The following is a 15,056-nucleotide window of genomic DNA, read 5'->3' as shown; positions in this document are numbered from 1 at the left end:
TTTACGCGGCAGTGGAGGCAACTGCGGGAGCCGTGGCAGCGGCGGCTGCGGGTGCCATCGGGAAGCCGAGGCGTTCGCGGGAATCGTAGTAAGCCTGCGCCACGAGGCGCGACAGGGCGCGCACGCGGCCGATGTAGGCGGCGCGTTCGGTCACCGAGATGGCGCCGCGCGCGTCCAGCAGGTTGAAGCTGTGCGACGCTTTCATGATCTGCTCGTAGGCAGGCAGCGTCAGTTGCAGCTCGATCAGGCGCTTGGCTTCGGACTCGTGGTTGTTGAACTGCGCGAACAGCAGCTCGGTGTTCGAGTGCTCGAAGTTGTAGGCCGACTGCTCCACTTCGTTCTGGTGGAACACGTCGCCGTACTTCAGCGTTTTGGTCTCCCCGTTCTCTTCCCACCGGGTCCACACCAGGTCGTACATATTTTCCACGCCCTGCAGGTACATGGCCAGGCGCTCGATGCCGTAGGTGATCTCGCCCAGCACCGGCTTGCAATCGAGGCCGCCCACTTGCTGGAAGTAGGTGAACTGGGTCACTTCCATGCCGTTCAGCCAGACTTCCCAGCCCAGGCCCCAGGCGCCCAGGGTCGGGCTTTCCCAGTCGTCTTCAACAAAGCGCACGTCGTTCTGCTTCAAGTCCAGGCCCAGCGCTTCCAGCGAGCCCAGATACAGGTCGAGGATGTTTTCCGGCGCCGGCTTCATCACCACCTGGTACTGGTAGTAATGCTGGCCGCGGTTCGGGTTCTCGCCATAGCGGCCGTCTTTCGGGCGGCGCGATGGCTGCACGTAGGCCGCGCGCCAGGGCTCGGGGCCGATCGCGCGCAGGAAGGTACCGGTGTGGAAAGTGCCCGCGCCGACTTCCATGTCGTACGGCTGGAGCAGGGCGCAACCCTGCTTGTCCCAGTAGGATTGCAGCGTCAAGATGATTTGTTGAAATGTGAGCATCGTTATTCTTTGGGATGGCTAGCCATAAACGGTTAATTTTAGCCGTATTTGGCAACTAATCGGGGTTGGTGGAGCGCTTATTTGCGTTTTTTCGGGCCCACAGCCACGCGCCGGCCACCGCCAGCGCTGCCAGGGCCAGGAACAGGCGGTTGCCCAGGACGATGTAGGGCGTGTCGCCCGCCATGCCGCGCACCGAGGCCTTCAGCACGCCGGCCTGGTAGTAGGGCAGCGCGGCCGTCACCTTGCCATGGCTGTCGATCACCACGGTAGCGCCACTGTTGGTGGCGCCCAGCATCGGGCGGCCGGTTTCCAGCGTGCGCATCTGCGAAATCTGCAGGTGGTGCGGGATGGCGATCGATTCGCCATACCAGGCCAGTTCTGACACGTTCAGCAGCAAGGTGGCCGGTTTGGGATCGTTGGCCAGGTTGGCCGCGATTTCCTCGCCGAACAGGTTCTCGTAGCAGATGTTGGGCAGCACCCGCTGCGACTTCACCTGGAACGCCGCCTGCAGCGCCTTGCCCGGGGTCTGGTCGCCCAGCGGGATGTGCATCATGTCGGTAAACCAGCGGAAGCCGGTCGGAATGAACTCGCCGAACGGCACCAGGTGGTGCTTGTCGTAGCGGTAGGTGGGCAGGCCCGATTCGGGCGGCAGACCGATCACGCTGTTCGAATACCTGGTCGGACTGTCCATCAGCGGAATGCCCAGCACCAGGTGGCTGCGCGAGCGCTTGGCGAACTGGCCCAGGCTGGGCAGGTAGTCCGGCGGCAACTGGTGCTGGAACAGCATGATGGCCGTTTCCGGCGTGGCGATCAGGTCGGCAGCCTCGGCGGTGATGGTGTCGCGGTACTTGTTCAGCGTGGCTTCGGTGTGGCGCGCGTCGAACTTCTGCTGCAGCGGCGTGTTGCCTTGCAGCAGGCGCACCGAGATCGGCTCGCCCACCGGGTGGGTCCAGTCGACGTAGCGCAGGCCGATGCCGAGGCCCATGACGGCGGCCAGGCCGCCCAGCGCGAACCAGCGCGTGCGGTGCGCCGCCAGCAGCAGCGCGCCGGCGCACAGCGCGGCCAGCCAGCTGACGCCGTATACGCCGGCGATGGCGGCATAGCCGCCCAGCGGCGCGTCGTTATGGGCGTAGCCGGCGGCGGCCCAGGGGAAACCGGTAAACAGCCAGCCGCGCACCCACTCGAACAGCGCCCACATGGCGGGCAGCATCAGCAGGTTGGCGGCGGGCAGCGGCAGCAGCCAGCGCTTGCGCAGCCACAGCGCCGAATACATGGCCATGGCGGCGTAGGTGCCCATGGCCACGGCCAGCAGGGCGATGGCGGCCACCGCCAGCGGCAGCGGCAGGCCGCCGAAGCGGTTCAGCGCCACCACCAGCCAGTGCGTGTTGGCCAGGCACCAGCCGAAGCCGAAGGCCCAGCCCACCAGCGCGCCGGCTTTCGGCGTGGCCGAACGCAGCGCCTGGTAGAACAGCAGCGCCAGGCAGGCGATCTGCAGCGGCCACCAGCCGAAGGGCGCGAAGGAAAAAACGCTGGCGGCGCCCGCCAGCGCGGCGATGATCATGCGGCCACGGGTGCTGCGTTGTGGTGCGGGAGCGTCGCCGGGTTTGGCGCGGCGCCAGCGCATCAGTCTTGTTCGTCCACGGCCGGCGGCAGCTTCTCCACCAGCAGCACATGCAGCTGGCGCGCGTCGGCGCGCAGCACTTCGAAGCGCAGGTTGCCTATGTCGAAGGTGTCGCCCTTGTGCGGCATGCGCTCAAGGTGCTTGACCGCGAAGCCGCCGATGGTGTCGGCGTCCTCGTCGGACAGGTCGGTGTCGAGTTCCTCGTTGAACTGGCTGATCTCGGTGAGCGCCTTGATGCGCCAGCGCGGGCCGAACTTGCCTTCCTTGATCGAGAGGATGTTGTCCTCTTCCTCGTCGAAGTCGTATTCATCCTCGATGTCGCCGACGATCTGTTCCAGCACGTCCTCGATGGTGATCAGGCCGGCCACGCCGGAATATTCGTCCACCACGATGGCCATGTGGTTGTGGTTGGCGCGGAAATCGCGCAGCAGCACGTTCAGGCGCTTGGACTCGGGAATGAACACGGCCGGGCGCAGCATGTCGCGCACGTCGAAGCTGTCTTCCGCGTAGTAGCGCAGCAGGTCCTTGGCCAGCAGGATGCCGATGACCTTGTCGCGCTCGCCCTCGATGGCCGGGAAGCGCGAGTGGGCCGTTTCCAGCACGTCGGGCATCCATTCCTCGATGGGTTTGGAGATGTCGATCACGTCCATTTGGGAACGCGGCACCATGATGTCGCGCGCGGACAGGTCCGAGACCTGGAACACGCCTTCGATCATGGACAGCGCATCGGCGTCGATCAGGTTGCGTTCGTGGGCATCGTGCAGCACTTCGAGCAGTTCCGCGCGGTTCTCGGGCTCGGGGGAGATGAAAGCGGTGAGTCGCTCAAAAAGCGATCTATGGGGTTTGGCGTCAGTCTTGACGCCACTAGGGTGCTCTTGCATAGGAGGCGTGAGCCAGTTGTTTCGAAGGTCTATAGGATACTACAAATGGCGGGGGCACTCCGGTTTTGTCGGAATGGCATGGCGCGGAGCATCGTTTTTCCGGCTACAATGCAGGCTCAATCCAACCGCGCGGAGTCCGCCATGATCAGCAGCGTTTCATCCCTGAACCCGGCCGGCGGCCTGCTGCCGCAGCGTAAAATCGCCGAGCAGGAAGCGCCGCCCGACGTGGCCACCGTGGCGCCGGATCCGCAGTCCATCGGCGGCCTGCCGCCGGCCGAAGCCAGCCCCGAAGCGCCGCCGCCGGCAGCGCCGGTGCCGATGCGCTTCGACAGCGCCCCGCCGCCCGACACCACCGCCCGCCTGATCGAAAAGACGCCGTTCGACGTCAACCGCGCCTTGCTGGGCACCACCGGCACCCAGGGCGGCTAATTTATTCCGCGTACGGGTCGGCGTAGCCCAGGCCGGCCAGGATCTCCGTTTCCAGGCCTTCCATTTCGGTAGCCTCTTCATCGTCCAGGTGGTCGTAGCCCTGCGCGTGCAGCACGCCGTGCACGATCAGGTGGGCCGTGTGCTCCTCCACCGATTTTTTCTGCTCGGCCGCTTCCTGCTGCAGCACGTCCGTGCACAGGATGATGTCGGCGCGGGTCGGCTCGTCCTCGGCGTAGTCTTCGCCCTCGTTGTAGGCGAAGGTCAGCACATTGGTGGCGTAGTCCTTCTCGCGGTAGCCGCGGTTCAGTTCCCGTCCTTCCTCCGCGTCCACAAAGCGTACCGTCAGTTCGGCCGGCGCGAACAGCGCCGCCTTGATCCATTTGCGCACCATGGGGCGGGTGATGCTGTCCTGCAGGCGCGGGTCGGCGTACTGCACCGACAGGGACAGTTTATTTTTTTCTGGCATGTTTGACGGCGGCAGTCTTGGCAGGGGTGAACAGGGGCGAGATTTCGGCGGACGCGTTGTGCGCGCTCTCGTAGGCGTCGACGATGCGCGCCACCAGCGGATGGCGCACCACGTCGGCGCTGCTGAACTGGGTGAAAGCGATGCCGCGCACGTCGCGCAGCACATGGCTGGCGTCGACCAGGCCGCTCTTCAAGCTCTTCGGCAGGTCGATCTGGGTGGTGTCGCCGGTGATCACGGCCTTGCTGCCGAAGCCGATGCGGGTCAGGAACATCTTCATCTGCTCCACCGTGGTGTTCTGGGCTTCGTCCAGGATCACGAAGGCGTGGTTCAGCGTGCGCCCGCGCATATAGGCCAGCGGCGCGATCTCGATCACGCCCTTCTCGAACATTTTCTGGGTGCGGTCGAATCCCAGCAGGTCGTACAGCGCGTCGTACAGCGGGCGCAGGTAAGGGTCCACCTTCTGCGCCAGGTCGCCCGGCAGGAAGCCCAGGCGTTCGCCCGCTTCCACCGCCGGGCGGGTCAGGATGATGCGCTTGACGGCGTCGCGCTCCAGCGCGTCCACCGCGCAGGCCACGGCCAGGTAGGTCTTGCCGGTGCCGGCCGGGCCCAGGCCGAAGCTGATGTCGTGGTCCAGGATGTTGCGCAGGTATTTGATCTGGTGCGGCGTGCGCCCGCGCAGGTCGGCGCGGCGGGTTTTCAGCACCGGGCTGGTGATGTCCGGCTCGTTGAACGGCGGCTCTTCCTGGTCCGGTTCCAGTGGCGGCGCCAGGCCGGCGCGCTGCTCGACCAGGGCCAGCTGCACTTCTTCCACCGGCACCACCTTCTGCGCCACGTTGTAGAACTGTTCCAGGATCTGCACCGCGCGCTCGGCGTTGGTGCCGTTGACAATGAATTTTTCGCCCCGGCGGAAAATCGTCACGTCCAGCGCGGCGGAAATCTGGCGCAGGTTTTCGTCCAGCGGACCGCACAGGTGCGCCAGGCGCGTGTTGTCGAGCGGTTCCGGGATGAAATAGTGCGGCTGGCTTGGTGTCTTGGTTTTCAAAGGGCGCTGCCTGGTAGGTTTTACTGAATGCCGTTAGTTTACCGTATCGTGGCGCGCGCCGCGATTTTCCCTGCCAGTTGACGCTTAGACATTGCTTTCGGCCCAGCTTGCCCTACAGTCGAATCAACGGTCTTACTTTCCCACGGAGCAAACCATGGCAGTCAGTGCGATTCCCAGCGTCAGCGGCAGCAACCCCGCGCAGCAGAGCAGCGCCGTCAGCGACCCGCGCGCCGAGCAGGCCCGCCAGTTGCGCCGCGAGGAAGCGGCGCGGCGCGAGCAGGAGGTGGCCAGCGCCGAACAGCAAAGCCGGCAGGCGCAGCAGGCCGCGCGCGCCGAGCAGGAACGCCAGACCCAGCAGGCCGACGCGGTGCGCCGGCAGCAACTCGAATCGCAGCAGAGCAGCCAGAACAGCACGTCGCCTTCCGCCAGGATCGGCCAGAACATCAACACGACTGCGTAAATCCCGCCTCGGCCCGCGTCCTGCGGGCCCTTTCAGCAGCCGCTGACGGCCATAACGGGCCGTAATTATTTCCTAAAAGTTCTTCCGTGCGCCACGGAATATGTCCGTGTGTTGAAATGGCATTGTTGCTAAGAATTCTAGCGGGTGCTTGACATTACACAAGCTTCGCTAGTCGCGGCTTGGCCGGAACGGGCTGGTTTGGTATTAGAATTGTTATTGAAATTGCAATGCCATTCCGGGATAGACAACTCACCCAGACGAGGAAAAATCATGGCACACCACGCCCTTGCTTCTCAAGAAAGTTACAACCCTAATCATCTGTTGGATATGCTGCTGGGCAAGATGCAGCTGAAGAATGACGCCGCGCTGTCGCGCATGCTGGAAGTGGCGCCGCCTGTGATCAGCAAGATCCGCCACCACCGCCTGCCGGTCGGCGCCTCGCTGCTGATCCGCATGCACGAAGTGACCGGCATGAGCATTCGCGACCTGCGCGACTTGATGGGCGACCGCCGCACCAAGTACCGCCTGTCCGATGCCCAGGGACGTCCAAAGCCAGAGGACCGTCCGGAAAAGCAGCAGGACGCCGGCACCTACGCGCACTGACGTGCGGCGCGAGGCAGCGGCGCCGGAGCCGGGACTGCGATGTCCCGGCCTGGCGGGCCGGTGCGCACGCGGCGGCGCGGCAATAGTTCAGCTCAGCAGGACCATGGCAATTTCTTCATACTGCAGTTCCGTTTCGCGGAACAGCTGCAGGTAGACCGTTTCATCGAGGCCCAGCGCAGTCCAGGCCACGGTGGACACCGGCGGCACCAGGCCGTCCGGCATTTGCGCCAAATCGAGCGCATGGGCAATGGCGTCCGCCACATGGATGATGGCCGCCAAGAATCCCGCCCCCGGTGCTTCCGGGTGGTGGTGGTGCGCGATCGCCAGCCGCATCGTGTCCGAAAAATTCCAATGCTCCGCCAGCGCCATGCCGGCGTCCACGTGGTCGATGCCCAGCACTGCGCGTTCCGCTTCCAGCGGCATGCAGTCATGTTCGTTGCGGTAGGCGATGGCCTGCTGGTACGCTTGCGGGAAGCACGCCACCAGCACCAGGCGGCCGATGTCGTGCAGCAGCCCGGCCGTGAAGGCGTAATCCTGGTTGAAGCGCATCTGGCGCGCCAGCACCTTGGCGCAGGCCGCGCTGGCAATCGAGTGGCGCCAGAACGCCTTGTGGTCGAAGCCGGCGCAAGAGCGCTCGGCGAAGCAGCCGGTGAGGGCGGCCGCCGTGATCAGGTTGCGCGTGGCCTGGAAGCCGAGGAAGGTGATGGCTTGCTGGATGGTGGTCACTTTCACCTGCAGGCCGTACAGCGAGGAATTGGCCAGGCGCAAGGTCTTGGCGGTCAGCGCCTGGTCGTGCGAGACCTTCTTGGCCAGCACGGAAATATCCACATCCTCCTGGTCGATGCTGTTGAGCAGTTCCATCACCACGGCGGGCAGCGAGGGCAGGTCATCCAGGTTTTTTACTACGTCGTCGTATGTCAGCATGGCGCTCATTCGTCAGCGGGGGCGTGGCCCAGGCGGTAATCGGTCACGAAGCGGCGCAGCAGCGCCGTGGCCCAGTCGCTGTCGCTGTCCGGGTCGTTTTTACGGAACAGTTGCCCGATGCGGGCGAGCTGCTGCTGCCGGCCGGCGGCCTGCTCGGCCTCGCTGGGCTGCTGCACCGTGGCGATGGGCAGCGCTTCGATGCCGTGGCGCGCCATCAGCGCCAGCATGGACTCGGTCAGCACCGTGCCCTGCGGCAGCAGCACCTTGCCGTGCGCATCCAGCAGTTCGTCCGACAATATCATTCCTGCTTCCACCTGGCCCACCGGCAGGTGCTGATAAGTGGCAGTCATTGCGGCCTCCGTCGTTCTCGTCGCACGATCTTACCATCGGCGCCGCGGGCGAGTCGAAAATCTTGCCAAGTTGCTAGGCATACTTTACATTGGGGCGTAGCCGTCATATCCGTGCCGCGCGGGACTGGGAGGAGTAGCTCGATGTATGGTATCCAAGGTCGATTGACCTTGCTGTTCGTGGTGATCGTCACGCTCGTGCTCGGCATTTCCGGCACCTATGCGCAGTACAGCCTGAGCCATGAACTTGAAGTCAACAACCAGCGCCTGCGCCAGGGCGTGCTGACGCGCTTGCAGACCAGCCTGCCCTCCGCGCTGTGGGACCTGGACAAGGCCAAGGTGGACAACATCGTGGCGGCCGAAATGCTGCCGCCCGAACTGGTGGCGATCCGCGTCTACGACACTTCGGTCGGCCTGTTCTCGGGCAAGCTGCGCAAGGAAAACGGCAGCGTCACCCAGATCGAGTCCGACGTCCCGGTGGGCGGCACGCCGGTGGTGGCCGACCTGGCCTACCGCGACGCCGGCGCGGCCGGCAACGCGCCCAAGCCCGTCATCGTGGGCCGGGTGGTGGTCAATTTCAGCCGCGCGCAGATGGACGCCACCTTGCGCAGCGAGGTGCAGCGCAAGGTCATCGAAGTGCTGCTGCTGGACTCCATCCTGGTGGCCGCGCTGGCGCTGAGCCTGCGCATCGTGTTCGACCCGCTCAAGCAGCTGCGCGACGGCTTGCACGATCTGGCCACGCGCGGCTCGGACGAGGTGGGCGAGCTGCCGGAAAACCGGCGCGACGAGCTGGGCCAGGTGATCCGCGGCTTCAACGCCATCCAGCGCCGCGTGAAGGCCATCATCGCCCGCACCCGCGAAGCCGAGGACGAGGCGCGCCGCGCCGCGCAGGAAACCGCGAAAGCGCTGGACGACCTGCGCCGCACCCAGGAATCGCTGCTGCAGGCCGAGCGCCTGGCCTCGCTGGGCGGCCTGGTGGCCGGCGTGGCGCACGAAATCAATACGCCGGTCGGCATCGCGCTGACCAGCGCCTCCATCCTGTCCGAGGCCACCGAGCGGGTGCACCAGTCGGTGGCCGAGGGCGCCATCAAGAAATCGGACATCCTGAAGTACCTGGAGACGGCCGGCGAGAGCACCAAGCTGATCATGAACAACGCCTACCGCGCCGCGCACCTGATCCACAGCTTCAAGCAGATCGCGGTGGACCAGGTGAGCGAGGTGCGGCGCCGCTTCGAACTGCGCGAATACATCGGCGAGGTGGTGTCCAGCCTGCAGCCCAAGCTGAAGAAAACCCATATCCAGGTCGACATCAACTGTCCCGTCGAGATCGTGCTCGACAGCTACCCGGGCGCGCTGGCCCAGGTCATCACCAACCTCACGCTGAACTGCGTGGAGCACGCCTTCGAACCCGACGCGGAAGGCCGCATCGCCATCAACGTCAAGCTGGACGGCGACTGGGTGGAAATGCAGGTGGTCGACAACGGCAAAGGCATTCCGCCGGACATGCTGGACAAGGTGTTCGATCCCTTCGTGACCACGCGCCGGGGCCAGGGCGGCACCGGGCTGGGGCTCAACATCGTGTTCAATCTGATCGCCAAGCAGTTCGCCGGCACCATCACGGTGACCAGCACACTGGGGCAGGGCGCCAGTTTCGTGCTGCGCATCCCGCGTGTGACGCCGATCGAGGGCGAGGACAGCGGCCGGCCGCACGCCGACGCGCCCTTGCACGCATAGGACCGGGCGCGAAGCGCCCGCCAAAGAACCGGCAACTGCCGCATACTACGGTTTTGCTGTGAAGGAGGCGACGATGGAGACACGCAGGCAAATCGCCCTGCTGCGCGGCATCAACGTGGGGCGCGCCAAGCGCGTCGCCATGGCCGATCTGCGCAAGCTGGTCACCGACCTGGGCTACGCCGACGTGCGCACCGTGCTCAACAGCGGCAATGTGGTCTACGACTGCCCGGAAGACGCCGCCGATCCTGCCGAGGCGGCCGTCCGCATCGAGGAAGCGCTGGTGCTCAAGCTGGGCGTGGGCGCGCGCGTGACGGTGCTCGACGCCGGGCAACTTGCGCACGTGGTGGAGGACAACAGCCTGCATCCGCTGGCCGACGATCCGTCGCGCCTGCTGGTGGCGGTGCTGAACAACCCGGCCGACCGCGAACGGCTGCTGCCGCTGGCGCACCAGAGCTGGGAGCCGGAAGCGTTCGCGCTGGGGCGCTGGGCGGCCTACCTGTGGTGCGCCGACGGCATTCTGGCCAGCCGCGCGGCGGCCGCCATGGGCAAGGTGCTGGGCGACGCCGTCACCACCCGCAACTGGACCACGATCAGCAAACTGCACGCGCTGGCCTGCCAGCGGCCGGCTTGAATTCAAGGAGAACATGATGGCACTGGTGGAAGGCGAATTCGAGGTCACGATGAGTCCCGAGCACATGTCGGTGGGGGCCTCCGGCTTCGGCCTGCACCGCATGGTGCTCGACAAGCGCTACCACGGCGCGCTCGACGCCAGCGGCAACGGCGAAATGCTCAGCTTCATGGGCGCGGCGCAAGGTTCGGCCGGCTATGTGGCGATGGAGCGCGTGGAAGGCAAGCTGGACGGCCTGCGCGGCGGCTTCACCTTGCAGCACAGCGGCATCATGGACCGGGGCCAGCCCAGCCTGAGCGTGCTGGTGGTGCCGGATTCGGGCAGCGGGGACTTGACCGGGCTGAGCGGCAAACTGGACCTGCGCATCGAGGACGGCAAGCACTTTTACACGTTCGACTATGTGATTGCGGCCCTGCCCTAGCGTTTGCGCTACAATGGCGCAATTATTTGCTATGCGGCAACAAAATGAACAAAGATCTGTATAAGGGCGCGCTGATCATGGCCGCCGTGCTGGTGGTGCTGGTGGTGGGCGGCTTCGCGCTGTCGGACAACGGCGTGCAGAAGGCCGGCTGTGTCGGCCGCGCCATTGCCAGCGGCATTTCCTTGGGCAATATCGCCTCGGTCTGCGGGCTGGGCCGCTGAGATGCCGGGGTCTGGCCCCGGGTCTGCCCCCAGGGCGGCTCAAGTCACCTGAAAGCAGGCGGCGAAGGCCTGGCGCGCCGGATGGTGCAGCACGTCGCTGCGCCACACCAGCATGGTCTGCACCAGCGCCGTTTCCGGCGGCAGCGCGTGGCACTGGATGCTGCCGGCCAGCTTGCGCTGCTTGAGCACTTCCTTCGGCATCAGCGCCACCCCCATGCCGGCCGCCACGCAGCCCAGTATCGCCTCGAACGTGCCGAACTCCGAAATGCGCGTGGCCGCCACGTCGCCTTCCGCAAACCAGTTTTCCAGCCGCCGCCGGTAAGCGCAGCCGCTGCGGAATACCAGCAGGGCGCGCCGCGCCACGTCGCGCGGGCTGTGCACCGGCCCTTGCGCCGCATCGGTCAGCAGCACCAGCTCCTCCTCGAATACCGCCAGTTGCGCCAGCTCCGGCCGCAGCACCGGCGCGGCCACCAGCGCCACGTCCAGTTTGTGCTGGAGCACGGCCTGCAGCAACTGGTCGGTAGGGGCGGTTTCCAGCAGCAGGTCCACCTGCGGGTGCTGCTTGTGAAACGCCGCCAGCACCAGCGGCAGGCGCGCGGCGGCGGCCGTTTCCATGGCGCCGATGCGCAACTGTCCGGCCGGTTTCTGGTCGCCGCGCACCGAGGCCTGCGCCTCGTCGGCCAGGGTCAGCAGGCGGTCCGCGTAAGCCAGCAGGCGTTCGCCTTCGGCCGTGATCAGCAGGCGCCGGCCGGCGCGGTGGAACAGCGCCACGCCCAGCGATTCCTCCAGCTGCCCCAGCCGGGCCGACACGTTCGATTGCACGCGGTTGAGCCGCGCGGCGGCCTGCGTGACGCTGCCTTCCTCGGCCACGGCTTTGAAGATGCGCAGTGCGGACAGTTCCATGGCTCTCCTGTGATTCTCAAAATACGATAGATAAGATCATTATTATTCATTTTTCTGGATATGCAAACCCGCCTATAGTGTATCCATGAAAACCGCCACCCCACCCTCGCGCGCTGTATTGCTGGCCTGCAGCTTCGCCTTCATCATCGTCCAGCTTGACGTCACCATCGTCAACGTCGCCTTGCCCCGCATGGGGCAGGAGCTCGGCGCCAGCGTTGGCGACCTGCAATGGGTAGTCGATGCCTACACCCTGGGTTTTGCCGTCTTCCTGCTATCGGCCGGCGTCCTCGGCGACAAGTTCGGCTCCCGCCGCGTGTTCCTGGCCGGCTTCTGGCTGTTCACGCTGGCCTCGCTGGCTTGCGCGGCCGCCAGCGGCGCCATGATGCTCAACCTGGCCCGCGCCGTGCAGGGCATAGGGGCTGCGCTGCTGGTGCCCAGTTCGCTTGCCATCCTGAACGCCGCTTACGCGCACGACAAGGTGCAGCTGGCCAAGGCCGTGGGCTGGTGGACGGCGGCCGGCGGCGTCTCGATCGCGCTGGGCCCGGTATTGGGCGCGGCGCTGCTGGAGCTGGCCGGCTGGCGCAGCATTTTCTGGGTCAACATCCCGCTGTGCCTGGCGGGTGCCTGGCTGACGCTGCGCGCCGTGCCGGCGGCGGCCGGGAAGGATCCGCAGCGCGCCTTCGACATGCCGGGCCAGCTGCTGGCCGTGGTGGCGCTGACCGCCTTCATCGGCGCCGTGATCGAAGTGCACGCGCTGGGCTGGACCCATGCGATAGTGCAGGGCGGCCTGGCGCTGGCCGCGCTGGCGGGGGCGATATTCCTGTGGGTGGAGGCGCGCAGCAAGGCGCCCATGCTGCCGCTGGCGCTGTTCCGCAGCGCGGGCTTCAGCGGCGCGGTGGCGTTCGGTGTGCTGGTCAACTTCGCTTACTACGGCGTGATCTTCGTGCTCAGCTTTTACCTGCAGAGCATGCGCGGCTACACCGCCCTGGAGGCGGGCATGATCTTCCTGCCGCTGACCGGCACGTTCATCTTCTCCAACATCGCCAGCGGACGGATGTCGGCGCGCACCGGCTTGCGGGCGCCCATGATAGCCGGCGGGCTGATAGGCGCCAGCGGCTATGCCTTGCTGGGCGTGTTCGGCATCTCCGCCGAGGCCGGCTTCTGGGCCATGCTGCCCGGCCTGGCCCTGATCCCGGCCGGCATGGGCCTGGCCGTGCCGGCCATGACGACCTCGATTTTATCCAGTGTCGGCGCCGGCCAGGCCGGCACCGCCTCGGCAGTGCTCAACACCGCACGCCAGGTGGGCGGCGCGCTCGGTGTGGCGGTCTATGGCGCCATGGTCGCTGCCGCCACGCCGGCGATGGCGATGACCGGCTTGCGCACCGCAATGGCGATCTCCGCCGCGCTGCTGCTGGCCGCCGCCGCCATCGCCTGGCAGTGTATTGCCCGCGCCGCAGCCACCGTGTCCGTGGCACGTGCGTTGTAGAAGGAGCTGCGGCCTGGAATGTAGGGACGGCGGCCGTGGCCGCCTCACGTCCAGGCGCACTGTCGCGCCGGCGTCACGCGGTCAGTTGCGCGAGCGGCACAACAGCAGCGCGACCAGGCTCAGGCCCGCTGCGGTGGAGAGGTAGTAGCCGACGTAGCTCAGACCGTGGTGCGTGGCCAGCCAGGTGGCGGCGTACGGCGCCAGCGAGGCGCCCAGGATGCCGGCCAGGTTGAACGTGAGCGAGGCGCCGGTGTAGCGCACCTCGGCCGGGAACAGCTCGGACAGCATGGTGCCCAGCGGGCCGTAGGTCATGCCCATCAGGCCCAGGCCGATCGACATGGCCAGCGTGACTTCGATGGTGCTGCCGGAGCCGAACAGCGGCGCCAGCACCAGCCCGAACGCCATGATCAGCGCGGAGACCACGATCAAGGTCAGGCGGCGGCCATAGCGGTCCGCCACCAGCGCGGTGATGGGGATGGTGAGGCCGAAGAACACCACCGAGAACAGCTGCAGGATCAGGAAGTCCTTGCGGGTATAGCCCAGCGCGGTGGTGCCCCAGCTCAGCGTGAACACCGTCATCAGGTAGAACAGCACAAAGGTGGCCATGGCCATCAGGGTGCCCAGCACCAGCATGCGGGTATGGTCGCGGAACACGGTGACGGCGGGGATCTTCACGCGCTCGCCCTTGTCGAGCACCTTCTGGAAGTCCGGCGTTTCGGTGATCTTCAGGCGCACGTACAGGCCGACGATGACCAGCAGCGCGCTGGACAGGAAGGGAATGCGCCAGCCGTAGGAGAAGAACTGCTCGTCGCTCAGCACCTGGGTCAGCAGCAGGAAGATGGAGCCGGACAGGAAGAAGCCGATCGGCGCGCCCAGTTGCGGGAACATGCCGTACCAGGCGCGTTTGCCCGGCGGCGCGTTCTCGGTGGCCAGCAGCACCGCGCCGCCCCACTCGCCGCCCAGGCCCAGCCCCTGGCCGAAGCGGCACAGCGCCAGCAGCAGCGGCGCCATGGTGCCGATGGCGGCGTAGGTCGGCAGCAGGCCGATGGCGACGGTGGACAAGCCCATGGTGAGCAGCGCCGCCACCAGCGTGGCCTTGCGGCCGATGCGGTCGCCGAAGTGGCCGAATACGGCCGAGCCGACCGGGCGCGCGAAGAAGGCGATGGCGAACGTGGCCAGCGATTGCAGGGTGGCGGCGGCGGGGTCTCCTGCCGGGAAGAACAGCTTGGGGAAGACCAGCACGGCGGCGGTCGCGTAGATATAAAAATCGAAGAATTCGATGGTGGTGCCGATCAGGCTGGCGAACAAGACGGTGGCGGGGGAATTGGCCTTCGGTGCGCCGGGGTGAGGCTGACTCATTACTGCTCCTGGTTGCGATGGACGACGGGCGCAGGCGGGCAAGCGGCGCGGATGGCCGGCAAGGAATGCGCCGCTGCACGGGCGGGGATGGTGCCAGGTGCAGTGTGCGGCGGGGACAGCCGGTTTCGGGTGGAACGCGCGGCAGGCCTGCTGAGGCCAACATGATACGTCCCGGCGGCGAAAAACGCCAAGGACGCATCATGTCGGACCGGCGCAGCGGTCAGGCTTGGTCCCCGGCCGCGCTGGAGGCCGGTATTATGGCCGCGAAGCCTACGCGTATTTCATCGGCGGACTCGGGCCGCACCACGCGCGCAAGCTCCTTGCCGTCGCGCAGGAAGATCAGCGTGGGCCACAGCTTCACGCGGAAGGAACGGCCCAGCAGGCGTCCCGGCCCGTCTTCCACTTTGTAATGCGGCACCTGTTCGTAGGCGGCGTAGGCTTGCGCCAGGGGCGGCTGGGCGGCGCGGCAGTAGCCGCACCAGTTGGTGCCGAATTCCAGCACCGCCGGCCCGGCCAGCGCGTCGATGTCGGCGCGCGTGGGCGCGCTTTCCTTGTAGGTGGTTTCCATTAGCTTGTCCTCCTGATACGGCT

Annotated in this window: 18 protein-coding genes; 8 read left to right on the top strand and 10 right to left on the bottom strand. The window is 66.3% G+C overall.

What is annotated here, in order from left to right; genetic code table 11:
- Position 1 precedes the first annotated feature (1 nt).
- Genes glyQ through AC6H42_RS17700 form a run of 3 tightly spaced genes read right to left on the bottom strand, consistent with a single transcriptional unit; the run spans position 2 to position 3,442 of the window.
- Positions 2-940 (bottom strand): glycine--tRNA ligase subunit alpha, encoded by a 939-nt coding sequence (gene glyQ, locus AC6H42_RS17710; protein ID WP_497548602.1) that lies wholly within the window; start codon positions 938-940, stop codon positions 2-4.
- 55 nt (positions 941-995) lie between these two features.
- Complete coding sequence (lnt, locus tag AC6H42_RS17705) at positions 996-2,564, bottom strand: apolipoprotein N-acyltransferase (protein WP_057153195.1); 1,569 nt, start codon at positions 2,562-2,564, stop codon at positions 996-998.
- Complete coding sequence (locus tag AC6H42_RS17700; protein WP_057153196.1) at positions 2,564-3,442, bottom strand: CorC family transporter; 879 nt, start codon at positions 3,440-3,442, stop codon at positions 2,564-2,566. The genes lnt and AC6H42_RS17700 overlap by 1 nt, the downstream gene beginning before the upstream one ends.
- Before the next feature lie 141 nt (positions 3,443-3,583).
- Between AC6H42_RS17700 and AC6H42_RS17695 the strand changes: the two genes are divergently transcribed.
- On the top strand, positions 3,584-3,871 hold the full coding sequence (locus AC6H42_RS17695) for a hypothetical protein (RefSeq protein WP_057153197.1): 288 nt from the start codon (positions 3,584-3,586) through the stop codon (positions 3,869-3,871).
- 1 nt (position 3,872) lies between these two features.
- Here AC6H42_RS17695 and ybeY read toward each other — a convergent pair whose 3' ends face one another.
- Positions 3,873-4,337 carry an rRNA maturation RNase YbeY gene (ybeY, locus tag AC6H42_RS17690; protein ID WP_497548601.1) on the bottom strand — a complete coding sequence of 155 codons (465 nt, stop codon included), beginning with the start codon at positions 4,335-4,337 and terminating at the stop codon, positions 3,873-3,875.
- Positions 4,321-5,379 carry a PhoH family protein gene (locus AC6H42_RS17685; RefSeq protein ID WP_057153199.1) on the bottom strand — a complete coding sequence of 353 codons (1,059 nt, stop codon included), beginning with the start codon at positions 5,377-5,379 and terminating at the stop codon, positions 4,321-4,323. The genes ybeY and AC6H42_RS17685 overlap by 17 nt, the downstream gene beginning before the upstream one ends.
- Before the next feature lie 154 nt (positions 5,380-5,533).
- Between AC6H42_RS17685 and AC6H42_RS17680 the strand changes: the two genes are divergently transcribed.
- Entirely contained in the window at positions 5,534-5,839 is a 306-nt protein-coding gene (locus tag AC6H42_RS17680; protein ID WP_057153200.1) for a hypothetical protein, read from the top strand.
- 270 nt (positions 5,840-6,109) lie between these two features.
- Positions 6,110-6,442, top strand: coding sequence for a hypothetical protein (locus AC6H42_RS17675; protein ID WP_056393077.1), 333 nt, complete (start codon positions 6,110-6,112; stop codon positions 6,440-6,442).
- Positions 6,443-6,529: 87 nt separating this feature from the next.
- Here AC6H42_RS17675 and AC6H42_RS17670 read toward each other — a convergent pair whose 3' ends face one another.
- Both AC6H42_RS17670 and AC6H42_RS17665 read right to left on the bottom strand, forming a co-directional pair.
- Positions 6,530-7,375: an HDOD domain-containing protein gene (locus tag AC6H42_RS17670; RefSeq protein WP_057153201.1), complete on the bottom strand. Its 846-nt coding sequence runs from the start codon at positions 7,373-7,375 to the stop codon at positions 6,530-6,532.
- A complete protein-coding gene (locus AC6H42_RS17665; RefSeq protein ID WP_497548600.1) occupies positions 7,372-7,716 on the bottom strand; it encodes a hypothetical protein in 345 nt (114 codons plus the stop codon). Before AC6H42_RS17665 ends, AC6H42_RS17670 begins: the two co-directional genes overlap by 4 nt.
- Before the next feature lie 141 nt (positions 7,717-7,857).
- On the opposite strand from AC6H42_RS17665, the gene AC6H42_RS17660 reads away from it, so the two are divergent.
- The 4 genes from AC6H42_RS17660 (at position 7,858) to AC6H42_RS17645 (ending at position 10,717) form a co-directional block, all read left to right on the top strand.
- Positions 7,858-9,447 carry a sensor histidine kinase gene (locus AC6H42_RS17660; protein WP_057153203.1) on the top strand — a complete coding sequence of 530 codons (1,590 nt, stop codon included), beginning with the start codon at positions 7,858-7,860 and terminating at the stop codon, positions 9,445-9,447.
- Positions 9,448-9,520: 73 nt separating this feature from the next.
- A complete protein-coding gene (locus tag AC6H42_RS17655; protein WP_057153204.1) occupies positions 9,521-10,078 on the top strand; it encodes a DUF1697 domain-containing protein in 558 nt (185 codons plus the stop codon).
- Positions 10,079-10,091: 13 nt separating this feature from the next.
- Entirely contained in the window at positions 10,092-10,496 is a 405-nt protein-coding gene (locus tag AC6H42_RS17650; protein WP_057153205.1) for a DUF3224 domain-containing protein, read from the top strand.
- Positions 10,497-10,540: 44 nt separating this feature from the next.
- Positions 10,541-10,717: a hypothetical protein gene (locus AC6H42_RS17645; RefSeq protein WP_157200793.1), complete on the top strand. Its 177-nt coding sequence runs from the start codon at positions 10,541-10,543 to the stop codon at positions 10,715-10,717.
- 39 nt (positions 10,718-10,756) lie between these two features.
- Here AC6H42_RS17645 and AC6H42_RS17640 read toward each other — a convergent pair whose 3' ends face one another.
- Positions 10,757-11,620 (bottom strand): LysR family transcriptional regulator, encoded by an 864-nt coding sequence (locus tag AC6H42_RS17640; protein ID WP_497548599.1) that lies wholly within the window; start codon positions 11,618-11,620, stop codon positions 10,757-10,759.
- A gap of 85 nt (positions 11,621-11,705) precedes the next feature.
- On the opposite strand from AC6H42_RS17640, the gene AC6H42_RS17635 reads away from it, so the two are divergent.
- The gene (locus AC6H42_RS17635; RefSeq protein ID WP_497548598.1) at positions 11,706-13,106 is read left to right on the top strand and encodes an MFS transporter; all 1,401 of its coding nucleotides are present in this window, start codon (positions 11,706-11,708) and stop codon (positions 13,104-13,106) included.
- 81 nt (positions 13,107-13,187) lie between these two features.
- Here the strand turns inward: AC6H42_RS17635 and AC6H42_RS17630 are convergent, their stop codons facing one another.
- Both AC6H42_RS17630 and AC6H42_RS17625 read right to left on the bottom strand, forming a co-directional pair.
- Positions 13,188-14,465, bottom strand: a complete 1,278-nt coding sequence (locus tag AC6H42_RS17630) for an MFS transporter (protein ID WP_057153208.1) — start codon at positions 14,463-14,465, stop codon at positions 13,188-13,190.
- A gap of 220 nt (positions 14,466-14,685) precedes the next feature.
- Complete coding sequence (locus AC6H42_RS17625) at positions 14,686-15,033, bottom strand: thioredoxin family protein (RefSeq protein WP_057153209.1); 348 nt, start codon at positions 15,031-15,033, stop codon at positions 14,686-14,688.
- Positions 15,034-15,056 lie beyond the last annotated feature (23 nt).

It is taken from the genome of Massilia sp. NBRC 108631 (assembly GCF_059704565.1).
This window is presented reverse-complemented; position numbering and strand designations above follow the sequence as displayed.

Bases quoted from the DNA above. Each gene is read 5' to 3' on its own strand.
- glyQ (WP_497548602.1), bottom strand. From the start codon at position 940: ATGCTCACATTTCAACAAATCATCTTGACGCTGCAATCCTACTGGGAC.
- lnt (WP_057153195.1), bottom strand. From the start codon at position 2,564: ATGCGCTGGCGCCGCGCCAAACCCGGCGACGCTCCCGCACCACAACGC.
- AC6H42_RS17700 (WP_057153196.1), bottom strand. From the start codon at position 3,442: ATGCAAGAGCACCCTAGTGGCGTCAAGACTGACGCCAAACCCCATAGA.
- AC6H42_RS17695 (WP_057153197.1), top strand. From the start codon at position 3,584: ATGATCAGCAGCGTTTCATCCCTGAACCCGGCCGGCGGCCTGCTGCCG.
- ybeY (WP_497548601.1), bottom strand. From the start codon at position 4,337: ATGCCAGAAAAAAATAAACTGTCCCTGTCGGTGCAGTACGCCGACCCG.
- AC6H42_RS17680 (WP_057153200.1), top strand. From the start codon at position 5,534: ATGGCAGTCAGTGCGATTCCCAGCGTCAGCGGCAGCAACCCCGCGCAG.
- AC6H42_RS17675 (WP_056393077.1), top strand. From the start codon at position 6,110: ATGGCACACCACGCCCTTGCTTCTCAAGAAAGTTACAACCCTAATCAT.
- AC6H42_RS17670 (WP_057153201.1), bottom strand. From the start codon at position 7,375: ATGAGCGCCATGCTGACATACGACGACGTAGTAAAAAACCTGGATGAC.
- AC6H42_RS17665 (WP_497548600.1), bottom strand. From the start codon at position 7,716: ATGACTGCCACTTATCAGCACCTGCCGGTGGGCCAGGTGGAAGCAGGA.
- AC6H42_RS17660 (WP_057153203.1), top strand. From the start codon at position 7,858: ATGTATGGTATCCAAGGTCGATTGACCTTGCTGTTCGTGGTGATCGTC.
- AC6H42_RS17655 (WP_057153204.1), top strand. From the start codon at position 9,521: ATGGAGACACGCAGGCAAATCGCCCTGCTGCGCGGCATCAACGTGGGG.
- AC6H42_RS17650 (WP_057153205.1), top strand. From the start codon at position 10,092: ATGATGGCACTGGTGGAAGGCGAATTCGAGGTCACGATGAGTCCCGAG.
- AC6H42_RS17645 (WP_157200793.1), top strand. From the start codon at position 10,541: ATGAACAAAGATCTGTATAAGGGCGCGCTGATCATGGCCGCCGTGCTG.
- AC6H42_RS17640 (WP_497548599.1), bottom strand. From the start codon at position 11,620: ATGGAACTGTCCGCACTGCGCATCTTCAAAGCCGTGGCCGAGGAAGGC.
- AC6H42_RS17635 (WP_497548598.1), top strand. From the start codon at position 11,706: ATGAAAACCGCCACCCCACCCTCGCGCGCTGTATTGCTGGCCTGCAGC.
- AC6H42_RS17630 (WP_057153208.1), bottom strand. From the start codon at position 14,465: ATGAGTCAGCCTCACCCCGGCGCACCGAAGGCCAATTCCCCCGCCACC.
- AC6H42_RS17625 (WP_057153209.1), bottom strand. From the start codon at position 15,033: ATGGAAACCACCTACAAGGAAAGCGCGCCCACGCGCGCCGACATCGAC.